The sequence below is a fragment of the Paenibacillus sp. LHD-117 genome, from assembly GCF_030929555.1.
In the GTDB taxonomy this organism is placed as follows: domain Bacteria; phylum Bacillota; class Bacilli; order Paenibacillales; family Paenibacillaceae; genus Pristimantibacillus.
In genome coordinates this window covers 1-21159 of sequence record NZ_JAVFVT010000053.1, presented here as the reverse complement: position 1 = coordinate 21159, position 21159 = coordinate 1, and the positions used below count along the sequence as shown (strand labels likewise).

Here is a 21159-nt window from a genome sequence, read left to right as displayed (position 1 = left end):
TCCCTCCTTATAATCTACGGATGAATCCGTTCCTACCTATTCCTATACAAACACGCCGGTACGGCTCGTTTCCTTCACTCATCAATATATAACAAAGTATCGTCTTTTTGCAAGGACGTGCCTCGAATTCGTTTGTTCCGAATTAAGGAAGACGGATCGTCGCCGAGCATGCCTGCCGTAAGCACCGCGTCTTCGCCGTATTTGTCCCGCAGCGCGTCCATGACCTTCGTGAGCGACTCCTTGCGGGGCTGCTCCTCGTAGCTGAACAGATCGAGCTGCAGCGCGGATTCCACGAGCGGCGTCAGGTTCTGGAGCGTGACGCCGAGCAGCCGGATCGGTTCGCCTTCCTTCCAATGCTTCAAAAATAATTGCCGCGCTTCTCTCGTAATCTCTTCCGTCGTCTGAATCGGCGCCGTAACGGTATGGGATCTCGTAATCGTCGTCATATCCGGCCTGCGGATCGTGATCTGAACCGTGGAAGCGACCAGCTTCTGTCTGCGCAGCCTTCTGCCCGTCTGATCGGCAAGATTCAGCAGGACGCGGAACACATCGTCGCGCTCCGTCACATCCTGAGGCAGCGTAGTCGTATGGCCGATCGACTTGTTCCGCTCCCGGTTCGGATTGACAATGGAATGGTCGATGCCGTGCGCCGCGGTTTTCATCCAAGCGCCGACCGTACCGAATTGCTTGATCAGCATCGCTTCATCGGCAGCCGCGAGCGCGCCGATCGTGAGGATGTTCAGCTTCTCCAGCTTCGCGGCCGTTTTCCCGCCGACGCCGAACAAGGTGCCGCAAGGTTTATCCCACAGCAGCCTCGGAACGTCCCGAATGCGCAGCACGGTCAGACCGTTCGGCTTCTTCATATCCGATGCCATCTTGGCCAGCAGCTTATTGGGAGCCAGCCCAATAGAGCAAGGCAGCGACCATTCCGTCAAGATACGGCGCTGCAGCGTCTCCGCGATCTGAAGCGGAGTCCCCATCAGCTTCGAACCCGTAATATCCATATAACATTCGTCGATGGAGACGGCTTCGACCATGGGCGTGAACGAACGCGCGATCGTCATGAAACCTTGGGAATATTTGCGGTATAGGTTAAAATCCGGCCGGATCAGCATTAGCTCCGGGCAGATCTTGACGGCTTGGCGAACCGTCATGCCGGTCTTTACGCCTTTCGCCCTGGCGGCGTAGGAACAAGTCACGACGATCCCCTTGCGCTGCTCGACGCTGCCGGAGACGGCCGTCGGTTTATTCTTATATACGTCAGGCTCCTCCGCTTCGTGCACGGAACAATAGAACGCGTTCATGTCCAGATGGATAATGACCCTGCCTTTAGCAGGATAGTGGTCTTGTACGCCGCTCATGCGAATTCACCGCCGATCACATGAAATATGAGTTCAAAAAGTCCAGCTTTCAGAACCAAGAAGGTTGTACCGCTCTATTCCATCAGCATATAATTAGGCATGAACCAAGTCAATGCTAGGTTCCGAGGCGCAAGCGTAAACGGCCGTCGGCGTTATCTGGCGGCAAAACCGACGTTTCACGGCAAAAAAGACGTTTCCCTCTCTACTTTAAACGGATAAAGTGTTATAATCATGTATTATGAATCCATCAGGGCATCAGTTGAAGGAGGCGCCATAAGAAATGTCCGCACAAATCTCTATCTTTGACACGACGCTGCGCGATGGCACGCAAGGCGAGGGGATCAGCCTATCGGCAGACGATAAGCTGAAGATTGCACAGAAGCTTGACGCTTTGGGCGTTCATTATATTGAAGGCGGCAATCCCGGCAGCAACAGCAAGGACATCGAGTTTTTCCAGCGCGTGAAAGCGATGAAGCTTAACGCCAAGATCACGGCGTTCGGCAGCACCCGCCGCAAGAACAGCATTGCGGACCAGGACGCGAGCCTCCTGAGAATCATTGAATCCGGCGTCCCGGCGGCTACGCTCGTCGGCAAGGCATGGGACTTCCACGTCCACACGGCCCTTCAGACGACGCTCGAAGAAAACTTATCGATGATTTTCGACTCCTTCGCGCTTCTTAAGCGTCACGGCATGGAAGCGATGTACGACGCAGAACATTTCTTCGACGGGTACAAAAACAATCCGGAATACGCGCTGGCCGCGCTTCGGAAAGCGCAGGAAGGCGGAGCGGACTGGCTTGTCTTGTGCGACACGAACGGCGGAACGATGCCGGGCGAGATCCGCGAGATCGTCTCCCGCGTCAGGGAAGAGCTGCAAACGCCGATCGGCATTCACACCCATAACGATTGCGAGCTCGCCGTAGCGAATTCCCTTGCGGCGATCGAAGCCGGCGCCCGCCAGGTACAAGGCACGATGAACGGTTACGGAGAGCGGTGCGGCAACGCCAACCTCTGCTCCATCATTCCGAATTTGCAGCTTAAGTTGGGTTATGAGTGTTTGCCTGAGGAGAAACTTCGCCTGTTGACCGGTACCGCGCGTTACGTCAGCGAGATCGCCAACGTTCATATGCCGGTCGGGCAAGCCTTCGTCGGCAACGCCGCATTCGCGCACAAAGGCGGCATCCATGTCTCCGCCATCATGAAGGATTCCAAGACGTACGAGCATATTGCGCCGGAGCTAGTAGGCAACAAGCAGCGCATCCTCGTCTCCGAGCTGGCCGGACAAAGCAACATTATTTCGAAGGCGTCCGAGCTCGGTCTCGATGTTACCTCGAACAACGAGAAGACGAAACAAATCATCGAGCAGATCAAAGATCTGGAGCATCAAGGTTATCAATTCGAAGGCGCGGACGCATCCTTGGAGCTGCTGCTGCGCGATGCCTTCACGGATGCCAAAGAAATTTTCAAGGTGGAATCGTTTAAGATCCATATGGAGAAGTCGAACGGCAACATGATCTGCGAAGCCATCGTCAAAATCAACGTCGACGGACAGATCGTGCACACGGCGGCGGAAGGCAACGGACCGGTCAACGCGCTCGACAACGCGATGCGCAAAGCGCTGGTGCAGTTTTTCCCGAGGATCGAGCAGATTCACCTGTCCGATTACAAGGTCCGCGTCATCGACGAGAAGGACGCAACGGCAGCCAAGGTGCGCGTGTTAGTCGAATCTACGGGTCTCGACAACACGTGGAGCACGGTCGGCGTATCCAGCAACGTCATCGAAGCGAGCTGGGAAGCGCTTCTGGATAGTATCCGCTACGCTCTGCTCCATATGGCAAGAGCCGATGTCGGCGGACCCGACTCGGAAGGCGTCGAGCGGCTCGGACTCGTGAATCACTAAAGTATAATGAAACAACAAAAGCAGTTGGCCGAAGGCGGATCTTGAGACGCCCTCAGGTCAACTGCTTTTTTTCACATGCAACTATGCATCCGATTTCGTCCACTTCTGAATGAGCCGCTCCCATTCCGCATACGTTATGACGCCGTTGATTCGCTCCCGAATGACGCCGTTCGAATCGATTAAGAAGCTGGTCGGAAACGTATTCACCTTGTACAGCTTCGTGACGGCTCCCTCCCGATCCATCAGTATAGGGAATGTCAAGCCGTGTTCCTCCACGAACGCTCTGGCCGAACGTTCCTTATCATAATTGGTGGAATTAACCCCGTATAACGTCATCACATCGCCATAGTTCTCATGAAGCTTCTGAAGATCGGCCGCCTCCATCTCGCAAGGACCGCACCACGATGCCCAGAAGTTAACGAACATTAACTTCCCGTCCTCATTCCCTTGTTCAAGCTTGTAGGGCTTCTCGTCCATGCCGGTTAACGAGAATGCCGCTGCCTCGAAACCAGCCTTTGGCTTGAATCCGCTCGGCGAGGATACCTCCGCCGCTCCGCTTGCGTCCTGCTGGAAATATTGGAATAACCCGAGTCCCGCGCACAAAAACGCGATCGTAAACAAAGCTGCGATTTTTCTCACAATGACCCTTCCTTTTTGCTTTCATTCGTTTCACCCATCGTATCACGCGAAGTATGGAAGCTCAAGGCGGAGGGCAGATTAGCCATAAATCCGTCATAATCCGCATGGGCGTCGAGCACTTGCGAGGATGACCTTCTGGAGGAAAAGTGATGGCACGATCCAAGTCCGATTCGAAGTCCAAATGGCTGCAGTACGCCGCCTTCGCCACCGTTCCTCTTGTGCTTGTATTAGGCAATTCCATGCTTGTGCCCATATTGCCTGACATGGCCAAGGAGATGGAGCTTAGCGAGCTGCAGTCCAGCCTTGTCATCACGTTATTCTCCGTTTCGGCCGCCGTCTTCATACCGCTTATCGGTTATCTCTCCGACCGGATGAAACGCAAGGCGGTGATCTTGCCGGCGCTGGCGATTTATGGCGGGGCCGGCGTGCTTGCAGGTTTGGGCGCGGTTTGGGATTCATACGGCATTCTGATCGGGGCGAGGGCTCTGCAAGGCATGGCGGCTGCCGGCACGGCACCGATTGCCATGGCGCTTGTGGGCGATCTGTACAAGGACGGCGAGGAGAGCGAAGCGCTTGGCCTTGTCGAGGCATCCAACGGCGCGGGAAAAGTTATTAGTCCCATCCTTGGGTCGCTGCTTGGCATGTGGACGTGGTATGCGCCTTTTTTTGCTTTTCCCCTCTTCTGCGCCGGTGCGTTTTGTGCCGTATTATGGCTCATCAAGGAACCCGAACATAAGAACAAACCTTTGCCGTTGAAGGAATATTTGCAAGGGATGAAAGAGATTTACGCCAAAAACGGCAAATGGCTTATCACCGCTTATGCCTCCGGTTCGCTTGGATTGTTTATTTTGTTCGGCATCCTGTTCTATTTGTCCGACATGGCCGAGAAACCTCCGATATCGATCGACGGTGTCGCCAAAGGCGGTCTGCTTGCGATTCCGCTGCTCGGTCTCGTCATCACTGCCTTTACGACGGGGAGACATATTAAGAAAAACGGCGAAAAGATGCGCGGCATCATGCTGGTCGGCATTGCGATGATCGCTCTATCGCTAACGGCCGCCTCGATCTGGCACAGTCATTTTGTCGCGCTCATCTGTTTCATCACGGTCAGCAGTATCGGCACCGGTCTGCTCTTGCCTTGCCTGAACACGCTTATTACGGGAGCGGTTGACCGTTCGCACAGGGGGATGGTTACATCGCTGTACAATAGCCTTCGGTTTCTAGGCGTAGCCGCCGGACCTCCGCTTTTCAGCTGGCTAGCGGATTTATCCGTCACTTGGTTGTTCATTCTGTTGACGGTACTAAGCGCATGCGTATGGATTGCCGTCTTGTGTAATATCCATCCGCCCAAAAAACAAGCAAAAGCTTAACATTAGCCGCAAATTCGCGTTATACTAGGGAAATAAAGGCAAATCAATCAGAAGTGTGATTGCCGCAACGGGAGGCGGAGAAATGGGAAGTCATTTTGAATCTACCGGACGGATTACGAAAGAAACATACGACCGATTAATTCGGACTTGCGAGCAGGCGCTTCCGGACGAAGCATGCGGCGTTCTCGCCCAAGGGCCGGAGTCGGAAGCCATTGACATCGTAATCCCGATTCGCAACGTACACCCGTCCCCTTCGGTCTCTTTCTCCTTCGATCCCGAGGAATGGACGGCCGCTTACTTCAACATGCAAAAAAACCGACAATCGCTTGTCGGTTTCTTCCACTCTCATCCCCACACCGCCGCAACGCCATCGTACAGGGATAGCCGAGGTTTTCTACATGAGTCCGGACTCACGTACTGGATCGTGTCGCTCACGCCGGGAGCTTCGCCCGATGTCAAGCCCTATCGGCCCGTACAGGGCAGCTTCGTTCCCATTCCGTTAGTGCTTGCTTAAATACGCGTACAAATCTCCCAGCGTGTTGACATTCCTCTCCAATATCCGGTTCAAATAATGGAGCCACAGCTTCGCCGTCATGATCGAGTCTTCCAAAGCATGGTGCCTCTCCGTGATCGGAATGCAGCAGCTGTCCAGCAACTCGTCCAAGCTGTACCCTTCGCGGCGCGGTTCAAGCCACTTCGCGATCATCATCGTGTCGAGCACGCGATGGTTGAGGTTCACCTTCGAAGTTCGCCACAAGGCCGCGTTCAAAAATTGTTTGTCATGCCCGGAAGCATGCGCCACAAGCAGCCTGCGTCCGACAAACGCCATGAAATCGTGCAATACCGTCATCAAATCCGGCGCATCCTGGACCATATCGTTCGTAATGCCCGTCAGCTCCACGATGGAGCGCGGAATGACCCGCTTCGGATTGACCAGGCTATAGAACGTTTCGGTCTCCGACAGCTCCCCGCCTTTAACTACGACCGCTCCGAAAGAAATGATCTCGTCGCCGGTGTTCGGATTAAAACCCGTCGTCTCCAAGTCGAATACGACAACCTCAAGCTCCTTAAGCGGCGTTTCAAGCAGCGACTGCTTTCGTTGCTCGCGGTTGGCATTTCGAATAAACGCCATCTGCTGGGCGTTTTGAGAACCTAACATAGAAGCGATGGCCGGCGTGACTCCACCCATTTTGTACAAGCTCCACATGCGACCTACGCCTTTTTGTTCTTTCATTCCTCACCACCGCCTTACCCTTACATGAGCCGCCCCATCGTTTGCTTGTAGACCGATCGCTGCAGTCTTTTGCCTTGCCGCAGACTGCTTTTTAGCTCATCCGTCATTTCTTTTGTCAGTTTGCTGCTGTGAAGTTTGCCGTTATTCGCATACAAGCCGCCTTCCTTCTGTTCCGTCGTCACGAGACGAAGCCGCAGAATGAATCGAAACGCCTGCTCGTACTTGCTGCCATCGGCGGACGACAACTTCCCTAATTCCACTAGATTCCGGATTCTCTCCAGCGTGGAGGTTTCCCGAATGTTCGCTTGAATGGCCATCATCCGAATGGAGTTTACCATAGGAATATAGGCACCGTATTTGATGTCTAAGCTGCCCGCATCTTCGCCGTACCTCTCCTTCAGCAATTGTCCGAAAATTCCGACCAACACTTTATGCCGCATCGTATTCTCGATCATCCGCCGAATGATCATCGGATGGTTTAACGTATCGGAGAAAAAAACATCCTTTAACGAATCCGCTACGCCCTCATCTCCGTACACGCAGCGCCCGTCGGCGATAATGAGGAGATAACGAACCGACTCCCAAGCCGGTTCACGGAACCAGCCTTCAAGCTTCGTTCTCCATTCGCTTAAGGAATGGCACCAATCCGGATTGTCGCTTAAAACTTTGCCTTCGCAAGGAGGGTAGCCGATATTAATCAAATTCATAACGATCAGATGACACAATTCGAGGAAATACGCTTTGACCTCTTCTCCGTTCTCCGCCGGATCCCGATAGACCACTCCGCTGTCTTGATCGCTGGACAACGTCTGCTCCTTCCGTCCGCCGCTGCCGAACAATAAATAGGCGTAAGGCACGGGGGGAGACCCTTTCCCCATCCGTGCCATGTCCGCTTCGGAGAGCATGATCGCCTTTGTAATCAAGGCGTCATGCGTCTCGTTCAATTGTTCATTCAATTGTTCGACCGGCCGTATGGGGAGAAGGGCTTCCATCTGCTCGTGTATCTGATCTCGCAAGCTCCGCAACCCTTCCACTCGATCAGCCGCGCTAATCATCTTGAAATGGTGCGGACGCGCCGGATCGCCCATGCGCCGTTCTCTCCCTTCGGTCAGCCTTCGCCTATCGATTAACCTTCAAACGATTGGCCTGGTTTTTTCATTTGCTCCGGATAGCCGTAAGCACCGTGCTCGCTTAGGTCAAGACCGATAATCTCTTGTTCTTCCGTTACGCGGAAGCCCATGATCATCTTCATGACGCCAAGTACGAGGAAGGAAGCGGCCAATACGAATGCGCCTACGACTACAACGGATTCGAACTGCACCCACAATTGCTTCCAGCTGCCCGTATCGATCAAGCCGCCGGTACCGATACCGACTTTATCGGCAAGTTCTTGCGTCGCGAAGATACCATTCGCCAAAGTTCCCCAAATACCTGCCATGCCGTGTACGGAAAGTGCATAAATCGGATCGTCGACTTTCAGCTTTTCGAACATCTTCACGCTGTAGAATACCAACACGCCAGCTACTAGGCCGATTACGACCGCTGCCCAAGGATCAACGAATGCGCAGGAAGCCGTAATGGCAACCAGACCTGCAAGCGTACCGTTCAGCATAGCCGTAATGTCGGCTTTGCCCGTTACTGCCCAGGAGATAAGCAATGCAGCAACGCCGCCGCCGCCGGCGCCGAGCATCGTCGTGAATGCTACGTAAGTGAAGAAGCCGTCGCCGATGGCAACCGTGGAGCCTGCGTTGAATCCGAACCAACCAACCCACAGAAGCAATACGGACAAAGCGGTAAAGACTTGGTTATGACCCAAAATTTCGTTAGCGGAGCCGTCTTTGTTAAATTTGCCGATACGCGGTTTCAGCAGAACAGTTGCCGCGAATGCCGCGAGGGCGCCCGTCAAGTGAACGACCGTTGAACCGGCGAAGTCTTGCGCGCCGTCTTTTGCCAGCCAGCCGCCGCCCCAAATCCAGTGCGCAACGATCGGGTAGATCAGACCTGCGAAGAACAATGTAAATATGATGTAGGAAGATAATTTCGCACGTTCCGCGAAGCCGCCCCAAGCGATGGACAACGAGATTGCCGCGAAAGCGAATTGGAACAGGAAGAATACGCCATTCGGATACGAGTCGCCGTCCGCCGCAGCCAGCTGAGGGTCGAAGAAGAAGTCGCCCCAACCGATGAATTGGCTTAAGGAGCTTTCGCCGCCGAACGCAATACCGAAACCGAATGCCCAATAGATAAGTGCCGCAAGACCTACCGTGAAGATCGTTTTTCCGGCTACGTGACCGGCATTCTTCATGCGGGTGGAGCCTGCTTCGAGAAGAATAAATCCGCCTTGCATTAGAAGAACGAGAATGAATGCGAGCATAATCCACAAGGAGTTAAGTCCCATGTTCAGCGTTGCTCCCGATGGATCCTCAGCGAATGCCACTACCGGGAACAAGATTGTCATTAAGCCTAGTGCAAGAAAAGTCTTCTTAAACAATACGACCACTCCTTTAATGTTATGTTTCGTGACATAAGACGAAAGACTTAATGTCATTATAGACAGTAGAGTATGATTTGACAATATCCTTTTTGCTTGATTTGAAAAAAAATCTAACGTTCGGCACGAAATCTAACACGAACGTTAAGATTTAATGATCTTTTCCTCTTTTTCAAGTCGATTGCAACAACTATCCTTCGCATTTTGCATACTATTCTTTGTTTTCTTCTATTAATAGTGCGCGCGGAAGCAGCCTGTTTTCGAAACGCGTATTTCCCCGGCTTGTCGATTTCTCCGGGCAGAGTCGGACTTATGTCAACGTTTCTGGCATCATAACTGAACGAAGATCTTCTCAACATTTGCCTACCTTATCTTATGGGAGGCTTATCCCGCTTATAATCGGTTGTCGGGCACGCCTGGAAAAGCAACACGTTTGACTGTATGGTTGTTTTCCTATTATCATAGTTTATAGAGAACATATAGGGCGGTGATAACGATGGAGATGAGATTGTACCGGATCGGCGAATTAGCCAAGTTAGCGCAAATAAGCTCCCGCACGATTGATTATTATACTTCGCTCGGTTTAATTGAACCTTCCGGGCGCTCCGAAAAAAATTATAGGCTTTACGGAAATGAAACTTTGCAGCGGCTTGAACGTATTGAGCAGATGAAAAAAGATAAATATACGTTAGATGAGATCAAGTCAAGTCTGGACAACTGGAGCAAAGTTACGCCCGACGAGCAGATCACGTTGAAACTGACCGAGATCCAGCAGCATCTCTCGCAGCTAGAGCGCGAAGTGAAGGAACTGGAGCCTGTTATCAAACAGTTAGGCCCCCGGAAAGCCGGCAGGCTGTACACGCGGATCATGCCTCAGACAGCGGCGTGCATTGAAGCTCTCATGTTGTTAATGAACAAGAGCTCTCTCATGTAACGGCATCCCACAACACCCTGGAGGAATGTAACGATGTACATGTACATTTTGATCATCGCGGCTTTCGCATTGACGATCTGGGCGCAGTTCCGTGTGAAGGGCACATTCAAGAAGTGGGCGCAGGTACCGACCAGCAGCGGTCTAACCGGCTATCAGGCGGCTAGGCGCATGCTGGATAACAACGGCCTCCACCATATTCCGATCGAGCCCGTGCCAGGAGCATTAACGGATCATTACGATCCGATACACCGCGTCGTACGTTTATCGGAGCCGGTTTATTACGAGAATTCGATTTCGGCCGTGTCGGTTGCCTGTCATGAGGTCGGACATGCCATTCAGCATTCGGTGCGTTATCCGTTCCTGGTTGCGCGGCACCGCATCTTCCCGGTCGTCAACTTCGCGTCCGGCATCGCTCCATTTTTGCTGATTGGCGGATTTATCTTCAACGCTTTCGGTTTGATCGGGCTCGGAATCATCTTCTTCTCCATCGCGGTAGCCTTCCAGCTCATCACGCTGCCCGTCGAGTTTAACGCCAGCAACCGGGCGCGCAAGCTGATGATGACGGAAGGCTTCGTGCATCAAGAAGAAGCGCGAGGCGTACGCAAGGTGCTGAATGCTGCCGCTCTGACGTACGTAGCCGCCGCACTGCTCTCGTTGCTCGAGCTTGTAAGATATATACTGATGTTCACTCAGAACCGCGATTAATTGCAGGAAAACTTCAAAAGGCTATCCTCGAATCATAAGAGGATAGCCTTTTTTCTTTCCGTATTCACATCACGGCTTGTGATTATAATCTTGGAAGTAACGCAATAAAAACGCGTGGAACACTTTGGCGACGAGCGGAAGCTTCTCGTTGTTCCGGTGGATAAGACCGATCGTCCGGGTTACGGCGGGTTTGCTGATCCGCACCTTCGCAGGTTGAAGGGGTCCCGAATAATTAAGTGCCATCTCCGGCAGCAAGCTGACGCCCATGCCGGCCGCCACCAAGCCGCGAATCGTATCCGTCTCTTCCCCTTCGAATCCGATTCTCGGCGTGAAACCAGCTTCCTGGCAAGCCTCGTAAACGATCGGCCTCAGGGAGTATCCTTCACTGAATAGGACGAACGTTTCGTCCTTCAGCTCGCTAAGTTCGATCGACTGCAAATCCGATAACGGATGGCCGGGGGGCAGGATCGCGTATAGCTCCTCCGTGAGCAGTACCTCGCCGCATACCTGGTCATGCTCCTTCGGGAACGGCGAGATGAAGGCAAGATCGATATCCCCTTTCACCAAATCGCGGATCAAGGAAGGGAACATGCCCTGCTTGAAGCGGAATTTGACGTTCGGATGCAGCTTGCGAAAGGCCGCTACCACTTGCGGTATTAACGAAATGCCCAAACTATGGGGGAACCCTAACCGAATTTCGCCCTTCTCCGGATCCATGAACTCGTGAATCTCGATGACCGCCCTTTCCAGATCGGTCAATATGACCTCGGCCCGCTTCAGCAGCAATTGCCCGACGGGGGTAAGCTGTAAGTTCCTCCCCTTCTGGACGAACAACTTGACGCCAAGCTCCTCCTCCAGCTGATGGATTTGGCGGCTAACGGCCGATTGAGCGACATGGAGCTCTTCGGCTGCCTGCGTCACATGTTCTTTTTTGGCTACTTTCACGAAATAATAAAGCTGTCGAAGTTCCATACTGGCTATTCTCTCTCCCGTACACTTCCATATTTGTAAGAACTGGTTCTATTTTCGTTTCAGGTTGTCGAGCAAGCCATACAGCAGGAACCCGGCCAGCGCCCCGCCTACATGCCCCCATAGATCGACCTGGCTCGCGAATAGGGAATGAATGACCCCGAAGGCCAAAATAATATAGACCGTCTTTCTCGACGCCGTATCGAGCATCGACTTCCGCATCAATGCGATGAACAAGAACGCTCCGTACACCCCGTAGATCGCACCGGAAGCGCCGATCGCAAAGTGGTACGGATCATTCTGGAGATCGGTCACCAAAGCGGAAAACAGATTTCCGCCGATTCCGCAGAGCAGGTAAAAAGGAATATACTTGGCCGTCTTCAGCAGATACTCAAGAGGCGGAGCGAATACGAGCAGCGCGAACATATTGAAGAACAAATGGCCAAAATCCGAATGCAGAAACTGCGATGTGACGTAACGCCAAGGCTCCGTCAACCCGTACGCATCAACGCCGGGTATGGCGGCGAAAGCGCCATAATTGATGAGCTGTTCGTAAACACGCGAAATGACGAATACGATTAGATTGATCGCGATCAACGATGCCGTCCCCGGATAATACCGCAGGTAGGAACGGAAGCTTTCGTATCGGAGGAAAATCATCGATAACACCGCCTTTTGATTTACGCGCCAAATATTGGACAACCGCGTTTCGTAACGATTATAATTAAGGTCGTAATGACCACAATTGATCTGAGGAGGAATCGTTAACATGGCACAAGAACGCACAGGCGTTGCTACGCTGAAGGGCAACCCGATCACATTGCTTGGACCCGAACTGAAGGTCGGAGACAAAGCACCTGATTTCTCGTTGAACAAATCGCTAACCGAAGTTGTATCTCTTCAAGACTACGCAGGCAAAGTAAAATTGGTGAGCGTCGTTCCATCTATCGATACCGGCGTATGCGACGCGCAAACCCGCCGTTTCAACGAAGCTGCGGCAGGCCTGGGAGACAACGTCATCGTCCTGACGGTAAGCGTGGATACGCCGTTCGCGCAAGCACGTTGGTGCGCTGCTGCCGGCATCGACAAAGTCGTTATGTTGTCCGACTACAAGAACAACAGCTTCGGCGAATCGTACGGCGTCCTTATTAAAGAGTTTGCCCTGGATATGCGCGCAATCTTCGTATTGGACGGCGATAACACGATCAAATACGTGGAATATTTGTCCGAAATGACGGAACATCCGAACTACGAAAGCGCGATCGAGGCGGCCAAATCCCTCGTATAGGCGAAGGCTGTAGACCCATAATTGCCGATTACCGCAAACAAAGCGAGTGAAGGACATCCTTCCTCGCTTTGTTTATGTGCTATGAGCTTACCTTAACGGCGGCGAGCTTCTTGTCCAGCGTACGATACAAATCAAGAATCACCCGATAATTAGAACCTAAATCTCCCAACGAGCCGCGTGACGCGGAATAAATATCAACCGCCGACGTAAGCGGGTTAACGCTGATGACAGAAACCGTGATATCCATCGTCCTGCCGAATGCCGTGCGCTTCTCGAGCACAATCTCGCCTACCGATTGAACCTCGTGGAGCAATTTGTAGCCTTGCATCTTCTTCAGCGTGGATACAACTTCCTCCCAAGCCTTATCCTTCGACAGCTTGTAGAGATGTGATTTCAGCAATGGATCCTTTGCTCTGTCGCCAGTCTGTTCATGACTGCGCAGCAGCCCGATTAAGGTCCGCTTCAACAACAACGATCTCCCCCTCTAACGTCTATCTGCATTACTATATATGATACCATGTTTTCACATACGAAAAAAGAGCTTTCGCCGGATTTCGCCAGGCAATCGCTCTTTTGTGTTAATAGAAACCCGCCTATGCCGTCCGACCCGCATGTTTCTGAACCCGCTCTCGCAGGTGGGTGTCCGCAGCCACGCTTTTGAAGTCCCTTTTCGAGGGCAGGTCAGCCGCTTGGCGATGTAGGTCTCCCGTGAAACAGCCATTGGTTCAAAACAACGAAGGACCGAAACGAACATCGCAGGATGTATAGCTATTATAGACTGAACCGCGGCAAAAGTAAACTTCGATCGCGGATGTTATTTACTTCCTTCTTTGTAGTCGTCCTTCACCAAATCTTCGCGATCCATCTCCGCTGCTTCTTCGGCTTCCTCTTCTTCCGATTGCTTCATTTTCTCCGCTTGTTCTTGGAGCTTCGTGTAGATAATATTGAAGTTCCAGAATGCGAGGAAGGCGACAACGCTTCCCATGAAGAACGGAATAAGGAACGTGAATTGGAAGAAGCTGATGTAGATGACCAGACCGCACATGATCGCGGTCGACAACGAGCGGAACGGCTTGCCGATCGTAATGAGAATCGCGTTCTTAAGCAGTTGGAACGTCTTCATATGGTAATGGACCAGCATCGAGAAGAAATTGAATACGGATACGCCCAGCAAGGCAAGAAACGCGATAAAGATATAGGACAAGATATTCAGCTGATCCTTATAGACGATGAAGTCCACGATCATGATGACGAATAAAAGCGTATACAAGATTCCGCCGATCATGCTCTGTTTGTAGTTTTCCTTATACCCGCGGAAATACGTTTTGAACAGCGCGACGTCGCTCTCGCCGGTAACCCATTTGCGCGCTACCGCGAACATGGCCGCGGTGGCAGGGAAAAACGTGAATGGCGCCACGATCGCCATCAGAATGAGCGAGGTGTACAGGCTGCCTAGCAGTTCCTGTTCGCTCGCGCCGGACTGAGGGGCAATAAACATCGTTAACCCAAAGAATACAAACGGAATCGAGCAAATGATCCACAATAAATTGATTACGGCCAATCTCATAATCCATTCGGAGATTCGGTAGAATCCCCCCATCAACCCTCTTGGCTCCATCTGATCTGCCTCCAACGCTAGAATAGTTGCGATCGGCCTGGACGAATGGCACCCGTCCGTTCGTCCGCCCAAATTTCGTACGCATAGGCCGCAGTCCAGACTCCCCGGCATTTGCCGCATAGAATGGAGTATATTCACCACTCCGATGATTAAAAGGAGGTTGCTGTAATGAGCAACGCAGGTCACGGCTTATACACGTCCACTGGCGCTATCCTTGTATTATTTATCCTTCTGGTCATCATTGTCAAAACACTTTGCTACTTCTAATGACTTGACCAGACTTTCCGGTTCGGCCAGGACACAAAAAAGAACCGGGGAAGACCGGATGCCCGCAAGGCGTCACGGACTTCCCCGGTTTTTGTGCAATTCTAAGAATTTATAAGTTTGCATCTTATATGGACTTAGAATTCTCGGAATGAAACGCGCAGCTCCGCTAAAGGACGGCGACAGCCGTTTCACCTTGTGCGATCAAAAAACCTGCGTTCCCTATTGCCAAAACTTAATTGTTCACGTAGTCGTCGGACGAGCTCTTCGGACGGCGGCTTTCGCCGCTGCGGCCTTCGCTGCTGCTGCGTTTGCTGCCGTATCCACCGCCGCTGCCGTACCCTCCGCGGCTCTCGTAACCGCCGCGGGAGCTTCCGCCGCCGCTGCTTCCACCGCTGCGACGATCATCGCGTCCGCGATAGCCGCCGCCGCCGCTTGTTCCGCCGCTGCGGTTGCCGCCGTAAGAGGAGGAGCCACTGCGATTGAACGGACGACCGTTGGAACGAATATCCGGTCTGCGTTTCTTCGCGCGAAGCGGTTCTTCCGGCGTCAGCTCGATGCTGACGTCTTTCTTCTCGCCGGTCAGCAGCTTGATCGCCGCCGCAAGCAAGTGAACGGAATCGTATTGCTCGAGCAATTGGATCGCGATCGGCTTGTATTCCGAGAACTCTTCGTTCTGCACGACTTCAAGAACGCGTTCTGCCGTAATACGCTGCTTGCCTTCGATCGCTTCCGCGATGCTAGGAAGCGGTTTGCGGTTCATGCGCTGGCGCGTGATGCGCTCGATAAAGTGCAGGTGATCGATCTCGCGCGGCGTTACGAAGGACCACGCCGTGCCTTCCTTGCCCGCGCGGCCCGTACGGCCGATCCGGTGAACGTAACTTTCCGGATCCTGCGGCAAGTCGAAGTTGATGACATGCGTTACGCCGGAGACATCCAAACCGCGCGCCGCAACGTCCGTCGCGACAAGCACGTCGATGCTGCCGTCGCGGAACTTGCGCATCACGTTGTCGCGCTGGTTCTGCGACAGGTCGCCGTGCAAGCCGTCCGCGGAGTAGCCGCGCTTCTGCAGCGCTTCGCTCAGCTCGTCGACGCGGCGTTTCGTCCGGCCGAAGATGATCGCGAGCTCGGGCGATTCCATATCGAGGAGTCTGCTCAGCGCTTCGAACTTCTGACGCTCGTGTACTTCGATGTACGATTGTTCGATCGACGGCGCAGTAACCTGCTTAGGAATAACGGAAACATGTTCCGGATCCTTCAGGAATTGCTGCGCAAGCTTCTGAATGTTGATTGGCATCGTCGCCGAGAACAACATCGTCTGGCGATCATCCGGAACGAGCTTCAGAATCGATTGAATGTCTTCCATGAAGCCCATGTCCAGCATTTCGTCCGCTTCGTCGAGCACGACCGTTTGAACGTCCTCAAGGCGGATCGTCTTGCGGTTAATGTGATCCAGAAGACGGCCTGGCGTGCCGATAATAATTTGCGGCTTCTTCTTCAGCGCGCGAATCTGACGTCCAATCTCTTGGCCGCCGTAGATTGGCAGGGAACGAAGGCCTTTGTATCGCGTCAACTTCCCGATCTCGTCCGCCACCTGAATAGCGAGTTCACGGGTTGGCGTCATAATCAATGCAACAATGCGTTCCTCGCTTACCGGAATTTTGTTGATGAGCGGTATTCCGAATGCCGCTGTCTTGCCCGTTCCTGTTTGAGCTTGGCCAATCAAATCCCTGCCCGTAAGGGCGATCGGAATCGATTTGTCCTGAATGGGGGTTGATTCCTCGAACCCTAGCTCTGTTATTGCTTGCAACACTTTCGGTTCCAAGCCAAATTCAGCAAATGTTTTCAAACTTTTCTCAAACTCCTTCTATCTACAGCCTTCTTAAAGAATATCCAAATCATTATAGCACAGAAATGATCTTGAATACCAGTTAAGCGCAGAAAGCCATACTAATTGGACGACTGCACACCAAATTCGACATGGGGAGCGATTGCTTTGCAAGCAAACAAAAAACGGTATTTGCTAACCATCCCGATCATGACGCTCGGCGCGTTGTTAGTAGCCGTGGGTTTTAATCTGTTTCTTATTCCCCATCAGCTTCTGAGCGGCGGCTTGTCAGGCATTTCGATGATGATCGGCTACGTCACCGGTGCAAATATCGCTTGGCTGTATCTTGTGCTGAACATTCCCGTGTTGATCTGGGGCTGGTTTATGCTCGGCAGGCGATTCGTCATGTGGAGCATCTACTCCGTCGTCGCCTCCACATTGTTCCTGCGTTTCGTTCCGGTCATACATACGGCGGACGATATTTTACTCGGGGCGGTGTTCGGCGGCGTCATCGTCGGCTTCGGCAGCGGGCTCGCGCTGCGGTACGGAGGTTCGTCGGGAGGGTTCGATGTGATTGCCTCCATTATGACGAAAAAACGGGACTTCCCCATCGGCATGATCATTTTCCTATTGAACGGATTCGTCATCGCCATTCTCATCTTCTTCACCCGAAATTGGGATCTCGCGCTTTATTCGCTTATCGCGATTTTTTCGGCGGGCAAGGTTGTAGATCTCATCCATGTGCGGCATATTAAAGTGACGGCGTTCATCATTACGACCAAAACGGAGGAGCTGTGTCAGAAGCTTCTGACCCACCCGCGGGGCATTACGATCATGAAGACGCGCGGCGCTTACTCTTCTGCGGAGAAGGACATGCTGATGACCGTTCGGACGAAATTCGAAGTTGCCGATTTATGCAAGACGATCACTTCCATCGACCCGCACGCTTTCATCAACATCGTGGAAACCGTTGGCGTCGTCGGAGATTTCCGCAGGCAAAACCCGAATTAATCTCCGCAGGAATGGAATTTGCTAACAATTGCTATGTTTTTGAAAGCGAAGCTGTTATAATGTGAATATCCCGAAGCTTAGTTTCTTTACCATCGTTTTCCCCTTCTTGCTTTCTAATGACTATTAGGATGAAAGGGTGATGCTCAGTGGATATGGAAACGGTCAAATTGTCTCAAATTGTCGAAAGGCTTGCCCCGGAGCTTAGTCCTTATCTCACTTCCCGTGAATTGGACCTCCGAATCGTCCTCCGTGACGGCCTAGCGGTGCTAGAACCGGCAGACGTGATGGAAATTGTGCAGCACAGCATTTGCAATGGGCAGAAACAGACTTTGTTACAATGACGCAACTCGTACGGGAAATACGTTATAACCGCACCGCCAGTCGATTTCGATCTCGACTGGTTTTTTTGTCTCCTCGGCAAATAAGTGATGACCCCGATACCCGATGTGCTTTATAATCTGATCAGAACAAGTTGACGGGAGAGAGCATAATGGACATCATCGTTTCAGCATTTATGTTATTGTACAGCTTGCTTACCGGACAAGGAGAACACAATGCGGACGCGAAACAACTGGCCGTTGCTTATCTGAACGCCGCAGCCGGCGAAACGATCGTGAAGCCGGATGCACCTATCGTAACCGGCGAGGAGCCGCCCGCCCCCGGCGAAGTCGTTCCCGGCCAGATGAAGAAGGACCCTCAGCCGGAAACCCCTCCGATCAAAGGCATCTATGTGACCGCGCACAGCGCCGGCGGATCCAGGATGGAATCGCTGCTGAAGCTGGTAGACGATACCGCCCTGAACAGCATGGTCATCGACGTCAAGGACGATAACGGCTACATAACCTACCCAACGACGACACCCGAGTTATTAGAGATCGGAACCGCGAAGAAATACATTTCCGACATTGCCGCATTAATGGATACGCTCAAAAAACACGAAATTTACCCGATCGCCCGGATCGTCGTGTTCAAGGACACCGTGCTCGCGGTCAAGAAGCCGGAGCTGTCATTCCTGAAGCCCGACGGGACGATCTGGAAGAACGGACGCGGCGAAAGCTTCGTTAATCCGTACCGCCAGGAAGTATGGGAATATAACGTCGCGCTGGCCAAGGAAGCAACCAAGCTCGGCTTCAAGGAAATCCAGTTCGACTACGTGCGATTCCCCGAGGGCTTCGAGAACCGCGCCGATTCGCTTACGTTCAACAAGACGGAGCAAAGCCGCGTGGACGCGGTCGCCGGCTTCGTCAAATACGCGAGAGAACAGCTCGAGCCGCTGGGCGTGCGAGTATCGGTCGACATTTTCGGTTATGCGGCCTCCGTCCCCGCGGCGGAAGGCATCGGCCAAGATTTCGTGAAAATATCGAACGACGTGCACGTCATCTCTCCGATGATCTATCCAAGCCATTACAGCACGGGCTGGTTCGACCAGAAGACGCCGGACCGCAGTCCGTACGAGACGATCAAAGGCGCCATGGACGATACGCATGTGAAGCTGAAGGATACCGGCGAGCTGAAGCCCATCATACGGCCGTGGATTCAAGATTTTACGGCGAGCTGGCTGGGCAAAGGCAATTACTTGAAGTACGGCAAGGCCGAAGTCGAAGCGCAGATCAAAGCGTTGAAGGATACCGGCGTAGACGAATACCTGTTATGGAACGCCGGCAACAAATATTCGTCTGGCGTTGAGTATCAATAACACAAACTTCGCAGAACGAAGTTGGGCATAATACCTTAACTACTTAGGGAGGATTGCGGAATGCCCAAGCTCAAGTCGATCATATTGATGATGCTTGCCATGCTTGTCGTCTTGTCCGCTAACATTAAGCCTGAGGAGCATTCCTCCATATATTCATCCGGATCCTCTTCGTCCTCGTTCGACGAGCATCTGACGATATCCATCGCGTTCTGGAACATTGACGCCGCGTTCGAGCGCGCAGATCCCGTCCTGCGCAAGATCGAGAGCAAATTCAATATCACGATACAACCCGTCCAGATTACGATGGCGGATTACAAACAAAAGCTGCAAATGTGGGCCACCTCCGGTAAGCTTCCGGACGTATTCTCCCACTCCATCGCAAGCGACTCGCCCGGCGTATACAACGAGTGGATCAAACACGGCTTGATCAAGCCCCTTCCCGAAGATTTAAGCCTCTACCCCAATGTCAACAGCATCGCCCAAATTCCGGATATTCGCCTGTTGAAAGAAAACAACCGGCTGTACATGCTGCCCAGAATCGGCTATCCGACCAATCGCTTATGGATGCTGGAGAGAGTCGTATACGTCCGGAAAGACTGGATGAAAGACGCGCTAATCCGGGACGTGGCCACCTTCGAAGACTTTTCCAACATGCTGGTTACTTTCACAAACCGCCGCTCCGGGGCAGGTTCCGATCAACGGATTGTCGGTTTGACGGCGGCAGGCATGAACTACTTGTCATGGGCTCTCAGCTCGACCTTCCCTCAATTTGCCGCGGGCCAATGGGTTTTTGAGAACAACCAATGGATTCCGTATTACGCCTCCGCCCAAATGGAGGAGGTGGTCGTGCAATTGAGGGAGCTTTATACGAACGGCGCGCTGGACCAAGACTTCTATTATTTGAAGGAACAAGACGCCGTCACCAAGTTCGCGGAGGGACAAGCCGGCGCGCTCGTCTACCGGGCGACGCCGGAAAGCCTGCGCCTGCTGGAGGATGAATGGAACAGCCATCAGCCTGGGCGCAGCTTCCGGGAATCCGTCGAGATCCTCCACCTGTGGCCGGATGAAGAAGGCAAGCGGTATTATTACGTAGCGCAGACCTATTGGTCGGAAACCTTCTTCAACTCGAAGCTTAGCGACAAGAAGATGGACCGCATTCTGCGGCTCTACGACTACTTGTTGTCGCCTGATGGCGAGCTGCTGACGAGCTACGGCATTGAAGGTGTCGATTACCGTATGGACGGAGAAGACATTGTCTTGACAAGGCCGCTCGACAAGGCGACCGGAAGGCCGGAAGCGATTACGAAGGTATATCCTTCCCTCTCGATATTCCGTTCGCTCGCTTCGTGGGGCAAGGAGGCCGATTTCCGTCTGAACGATGCCAATATCATCAATTACGGGGAAACCAACATTCGAAAGAGCCTGTCGGAGATGGAATGGCAGATCAAGAATGGGGTCGCGACGCCGGCTTATCACAAGATCAATTCCTTGTCCACGCCCGCCAAGGACCGGCTCAGCGCCGAGGTTGACCCGCTTGAGGATCTGATCAAGGTCATCATCAGCGATGAAAACCCAGTGAACATGTGGCGCGAATATATGGAGACGTACGAGGAGCTAGGCCTTCGCGATGCGATTCGGGAGGTGAATGCGGCGCTTAGCCGGCGTGATGAATAGTGAAGAGCATATTAGACGGAATGGTCCGAAATTTGGCGTTTGGGCGGAGTGGGAATGCAATCGAGTAGGCCTATGCGCATGCGCATAGGCCTCTCACAGATCCGGACTTGCGGGTCGTCGCATCCGGCTCCTCCAGTGATTATCCCCGTTGGGGATGAAGTTCTTTGCAAATCGTAT

General features: G+C 52.8%; 20 protein-coding genes and 1 other RNA gene. 10 read left to right on the top strand and 11 right to left on the bottom strand.

The window, feature by feature from the left end; all coding sequences use genetic code 11:
- Positions 1-74: 74 nt before the first annotated feature.
- Positions 75-1361 carry a DNA polymerase IV gene (locus tag RB620_RS28140; RefSeq protein ID WP_308100232.1) on the bottom strand — a complete coding sequence of 429 codons (1287 nt, stop codon included), beginning with the start codon at positions 1359-1361 and terminating at the stop codon, positions 75-77.
- A 280-nt stretch (positions 1362-1641) separates the two neighbouring features.
- Between RB620_RS28140 and cimA the strand changes: the two genes are divergently transcribed.
- Positions 1642-3261 (top strand): citramalate synthase, encoded by a 1620-nt coding sequence (cimA, locus tag RB620_RS28135; RefSeq protein WP_308100231.1) that lies wholly within the window; start codon positions 1642-1644, stop codon positions 3259-3261.
- Positions 3262-3342: 81 nt separating this feature from the next.
- On the opposite strand, the gene RB620_RS28130 is transcribed toward cimA, so the two are convergent.
- Entirely contained in the window at positions 3343-3900 is a 558-nt protein-coding gene (locus RB620_RS28130) for a TlpA family protein disulfide reductase (RefSeq protein WP_308100229.1), read from the bottom strand.
- Positions 3901-4049: 149 nt separating this feature from the next.
- Here RB620_RS28130 and RB620_RS28125 point away from each other — a divergent pair, with 149 nt between their 5' ends.
- A complete protein-coding gene (locus RB620_RS28125; RefSeq protein ID WP_308100228.1) occupies positions 4050-5270 on the top strand; it encodes an MFS transporter in 1221 nt (406 codons plus the stop codon).
- 82 nt (positions 5271-5352) lie between these two features.
- Positions 5353-5784 carry a M67 family metallopeptidase gene (locus tag RB620_RS28120; RefSeq protein ID WP_308100227.1) on the top strand — a complete coding sequence of 144 codons (432 nt, stop codon included), beginning with the start codon at positions 5353-5355 and terminating at the stop codon, positions 5782-5784.
- Here the strand turns inward: RB620_RS28120 and RB620_RS28115 are convergent.
- From RB620_RS28115 to RB620_RS28105, 3 genes are read right to left on the bottom strand one after another with little or no spacing between them, the layout of a single operon-like run.
- On the bottom strand, positions 5770-6504 hold the full coding sequence (locus RB620_RS28115) for a 3'-5' exonuclease (RefSeq protein ID WP_308100225.1): 735 nt from the start codon (positions 6502-6504) through the stop codon (positions 5770-5772). The two genes, RB620_RS28120 and RB620_RS28115, sit on opposite strands and share 15 nt — an antisense overlap.
- A gap of 20 nt (positions 6505-6524) precedes the next feature.
- Positions 6525-7592 carry a DUF294 nucleotidyltransferase-like domain-containing protein gene (locus tag RB620_RS28110; protein ID WP_308100223.1) on the bottom strand — a complete coding sequence of 356 codons (1068 nt, stop codon included), beginning with the start codon at positions 7590-7592 and terminating at the stop codon, positions 6525-6527.
- Positions 7593-7630: 38 nt separating this feature from the next.
- A complete protein-coding gene (locus RB620_RS28105; protein ID WP_308100221.1) occupies positions 7631-8995 on the bottom strand; it encodes an ammonium transporter in 1365 nt (454 codons plus the stop codon).
- 502 nt (positions 8996-9497) lie between these two features.
- Between RB620_RS28105 and RB620_RS28100 the strand changes: the two genes are divergently transcribed.
- Both RB620_RS28100 and RB620_RS28095 read left to right on the top strand, forming a co-directional pair.
- Entirely contained in the window at positions 9498-9929 is a 432-nt protein-coding gene (locus RB620_RS28100; protein WP_308100261.1) for a MerR family transcriptional regulator, read from the top strand.
- A 33-nt stretch (positions 9930-9962) separates the two neighbouring features.
- Entirely contained in the window at positions 9963-10634 is a 672-nt protein-coding gene (locus RB620_RS28095) for a zinc metallopeptidase (RefSeq protein ID WP_308100219.1), read from the top strand.
- A gap of 69 nt (positions 10635-10703) precedes the next feature.
- Here RB620_RS28095 and gltC read toward each other — a convergent pair whose 3' ends face one another.
- Together gltC and RB620_RS28085 are read right to left on the bottom strand one after the other, a co-directional pair.
- Positions 10704-11606: a glutamate biosynthesis transcriptional regulator GltC gene (gltC, locus tag RB620_RS28090; protein ID WP_308100218.1), complete on the bottom strand. Its 903-nt coding sequence runs from the start codon at positions 11604-11606 to the stop codon at positions 10704-10706.
- 48 nt (positions 11607-11654) lie between these two features.
- Positions 11655-12263 (bottom strand): rhomboid family intramembrane serine protease, encoded by a 609-nt coding sequence (locus tag RB620_RS28085; protein ID WP_308100216.1) that lies wholly within the window; start codon positions 12261-12263, stop codon positions 11655-11657.
- 109 nt (positions 12264-12372) lie between these two features.
- Between RB620_RS28085 and tpx the strand changes: the two genes are divergently transcribed.
- A complete protein-coding gene (tpx, locus tag RB620_RS28080) occupies positions 12373-12891 on the top strand; it encodes a thiol peroxidase (RefSeq protein ID WP_308100214.1) in 519 nt (172 codons plus the stop codon).
- A gap of 79 nt (positions 12892-12970) precedes the next feature.
- Here the strand turns inward: tpx and RB620_RS28075 are convergent, their stop codons facing one another.
- From RB620_RS28075 to RB620_RS28065, 3 genes are all read right to left on the bottom strand, one after another.
- Entirely contained in the window at positions 12971-13360 is a 390-nt protein-coding gene (locus RB620_RS28075; RefSeq protein ID WP_308100212.1) for a DUF1499 domain-containing protein, read from the bottom strand.
- 113 nt (positions 13361-13473) lie between these two features.
- Positions 13474-13656, bottom strand: a non-coding RNA gene (gene ssrS, locus RB620_RS28070) — 6S RNA.
- A 49-nt stretch (positions 13657-13705) separates the two neighbouring features.
- A complete protein-coding gene (locus tag RB620_RS28065) occupies positions 13706-14509 on the bottom strand; it encodes a YesL family protein (protein WP_308100210.1) in 804 nt (267 codons plus the stop codon).
- A gap of 168 nt (positions 14510-14677) precedes the next feature.
- On the opposite strand from RB620_RS28065, the gene RB620_RS28060 reads away from it, so the two are divergent.
- Positions 14678-14776, top strand: a complete 99-nt coding sequence (locus tag RB620_RS28060; RefSeq protein WP_308100209.1) for a YjcZ family sporulation protein — start codon at positions 14678-14680, stop codon at positions 14774-14776.
- Between the two features lie 232 nt (positions 14777-15008).
- Here RB620_RS28060 and cshA read toward each other — a convergent pair whose 3' ends face one another.
- On the bottom strand, positions 15009-16622 hold the full coding sequence (cshA, locus tag RB620_RS28055; RefSeq protein WP_308100207.1) for a degradosome RNA helicase CshA: 1614 nt from the start codon (positions 16620-16622) through the stop codon (positions 15009-15011).
- Between the two features lie 189 nt (positions 16623-16811).
- Here cshA and RB620_RS28050 point away from each other — a divergent pair, with 189 nt between their 5' ends.
- The 3 genes from RB620_RS28050 (at position 16812) to RB620_RS28035 (ending at position 20982) form a co-directional block, all read left to right on the top strand.
- A complete protein-coding gene (locus tag RB620_RS28050; protein WP_308100259.1) occupies positions 16812-17612 on the top strand; it encodes a YitT family protein in 801 nt (266 codons plus the stop codon).
- A gap of 490 nt (positions 17613-18102) precedes the next feature.
- A complete protein-coding gene (locus RB620_RS28040; RefSeq protein ID WP_308100205.1) occupies positions 18103-19308 on the top strand; it encodes a putative glycoside hydrolase in 1206 nt (401 codons plus the stop codon).
- Between the two features lie 60 nt (positions 19309-19368).
- Positions 19369-20982, top strand: coding sequence for an extracellular solute-binding protein (locus RB620_RS28035; RefSeq protein WP_308100203.1), 1614 nt, complete (start codon positions 19369-19371; stop codon positions 20980-20982).
- The last annotated feature ends 177 nt before the right edge of the window (positions 20983-21159 follow it).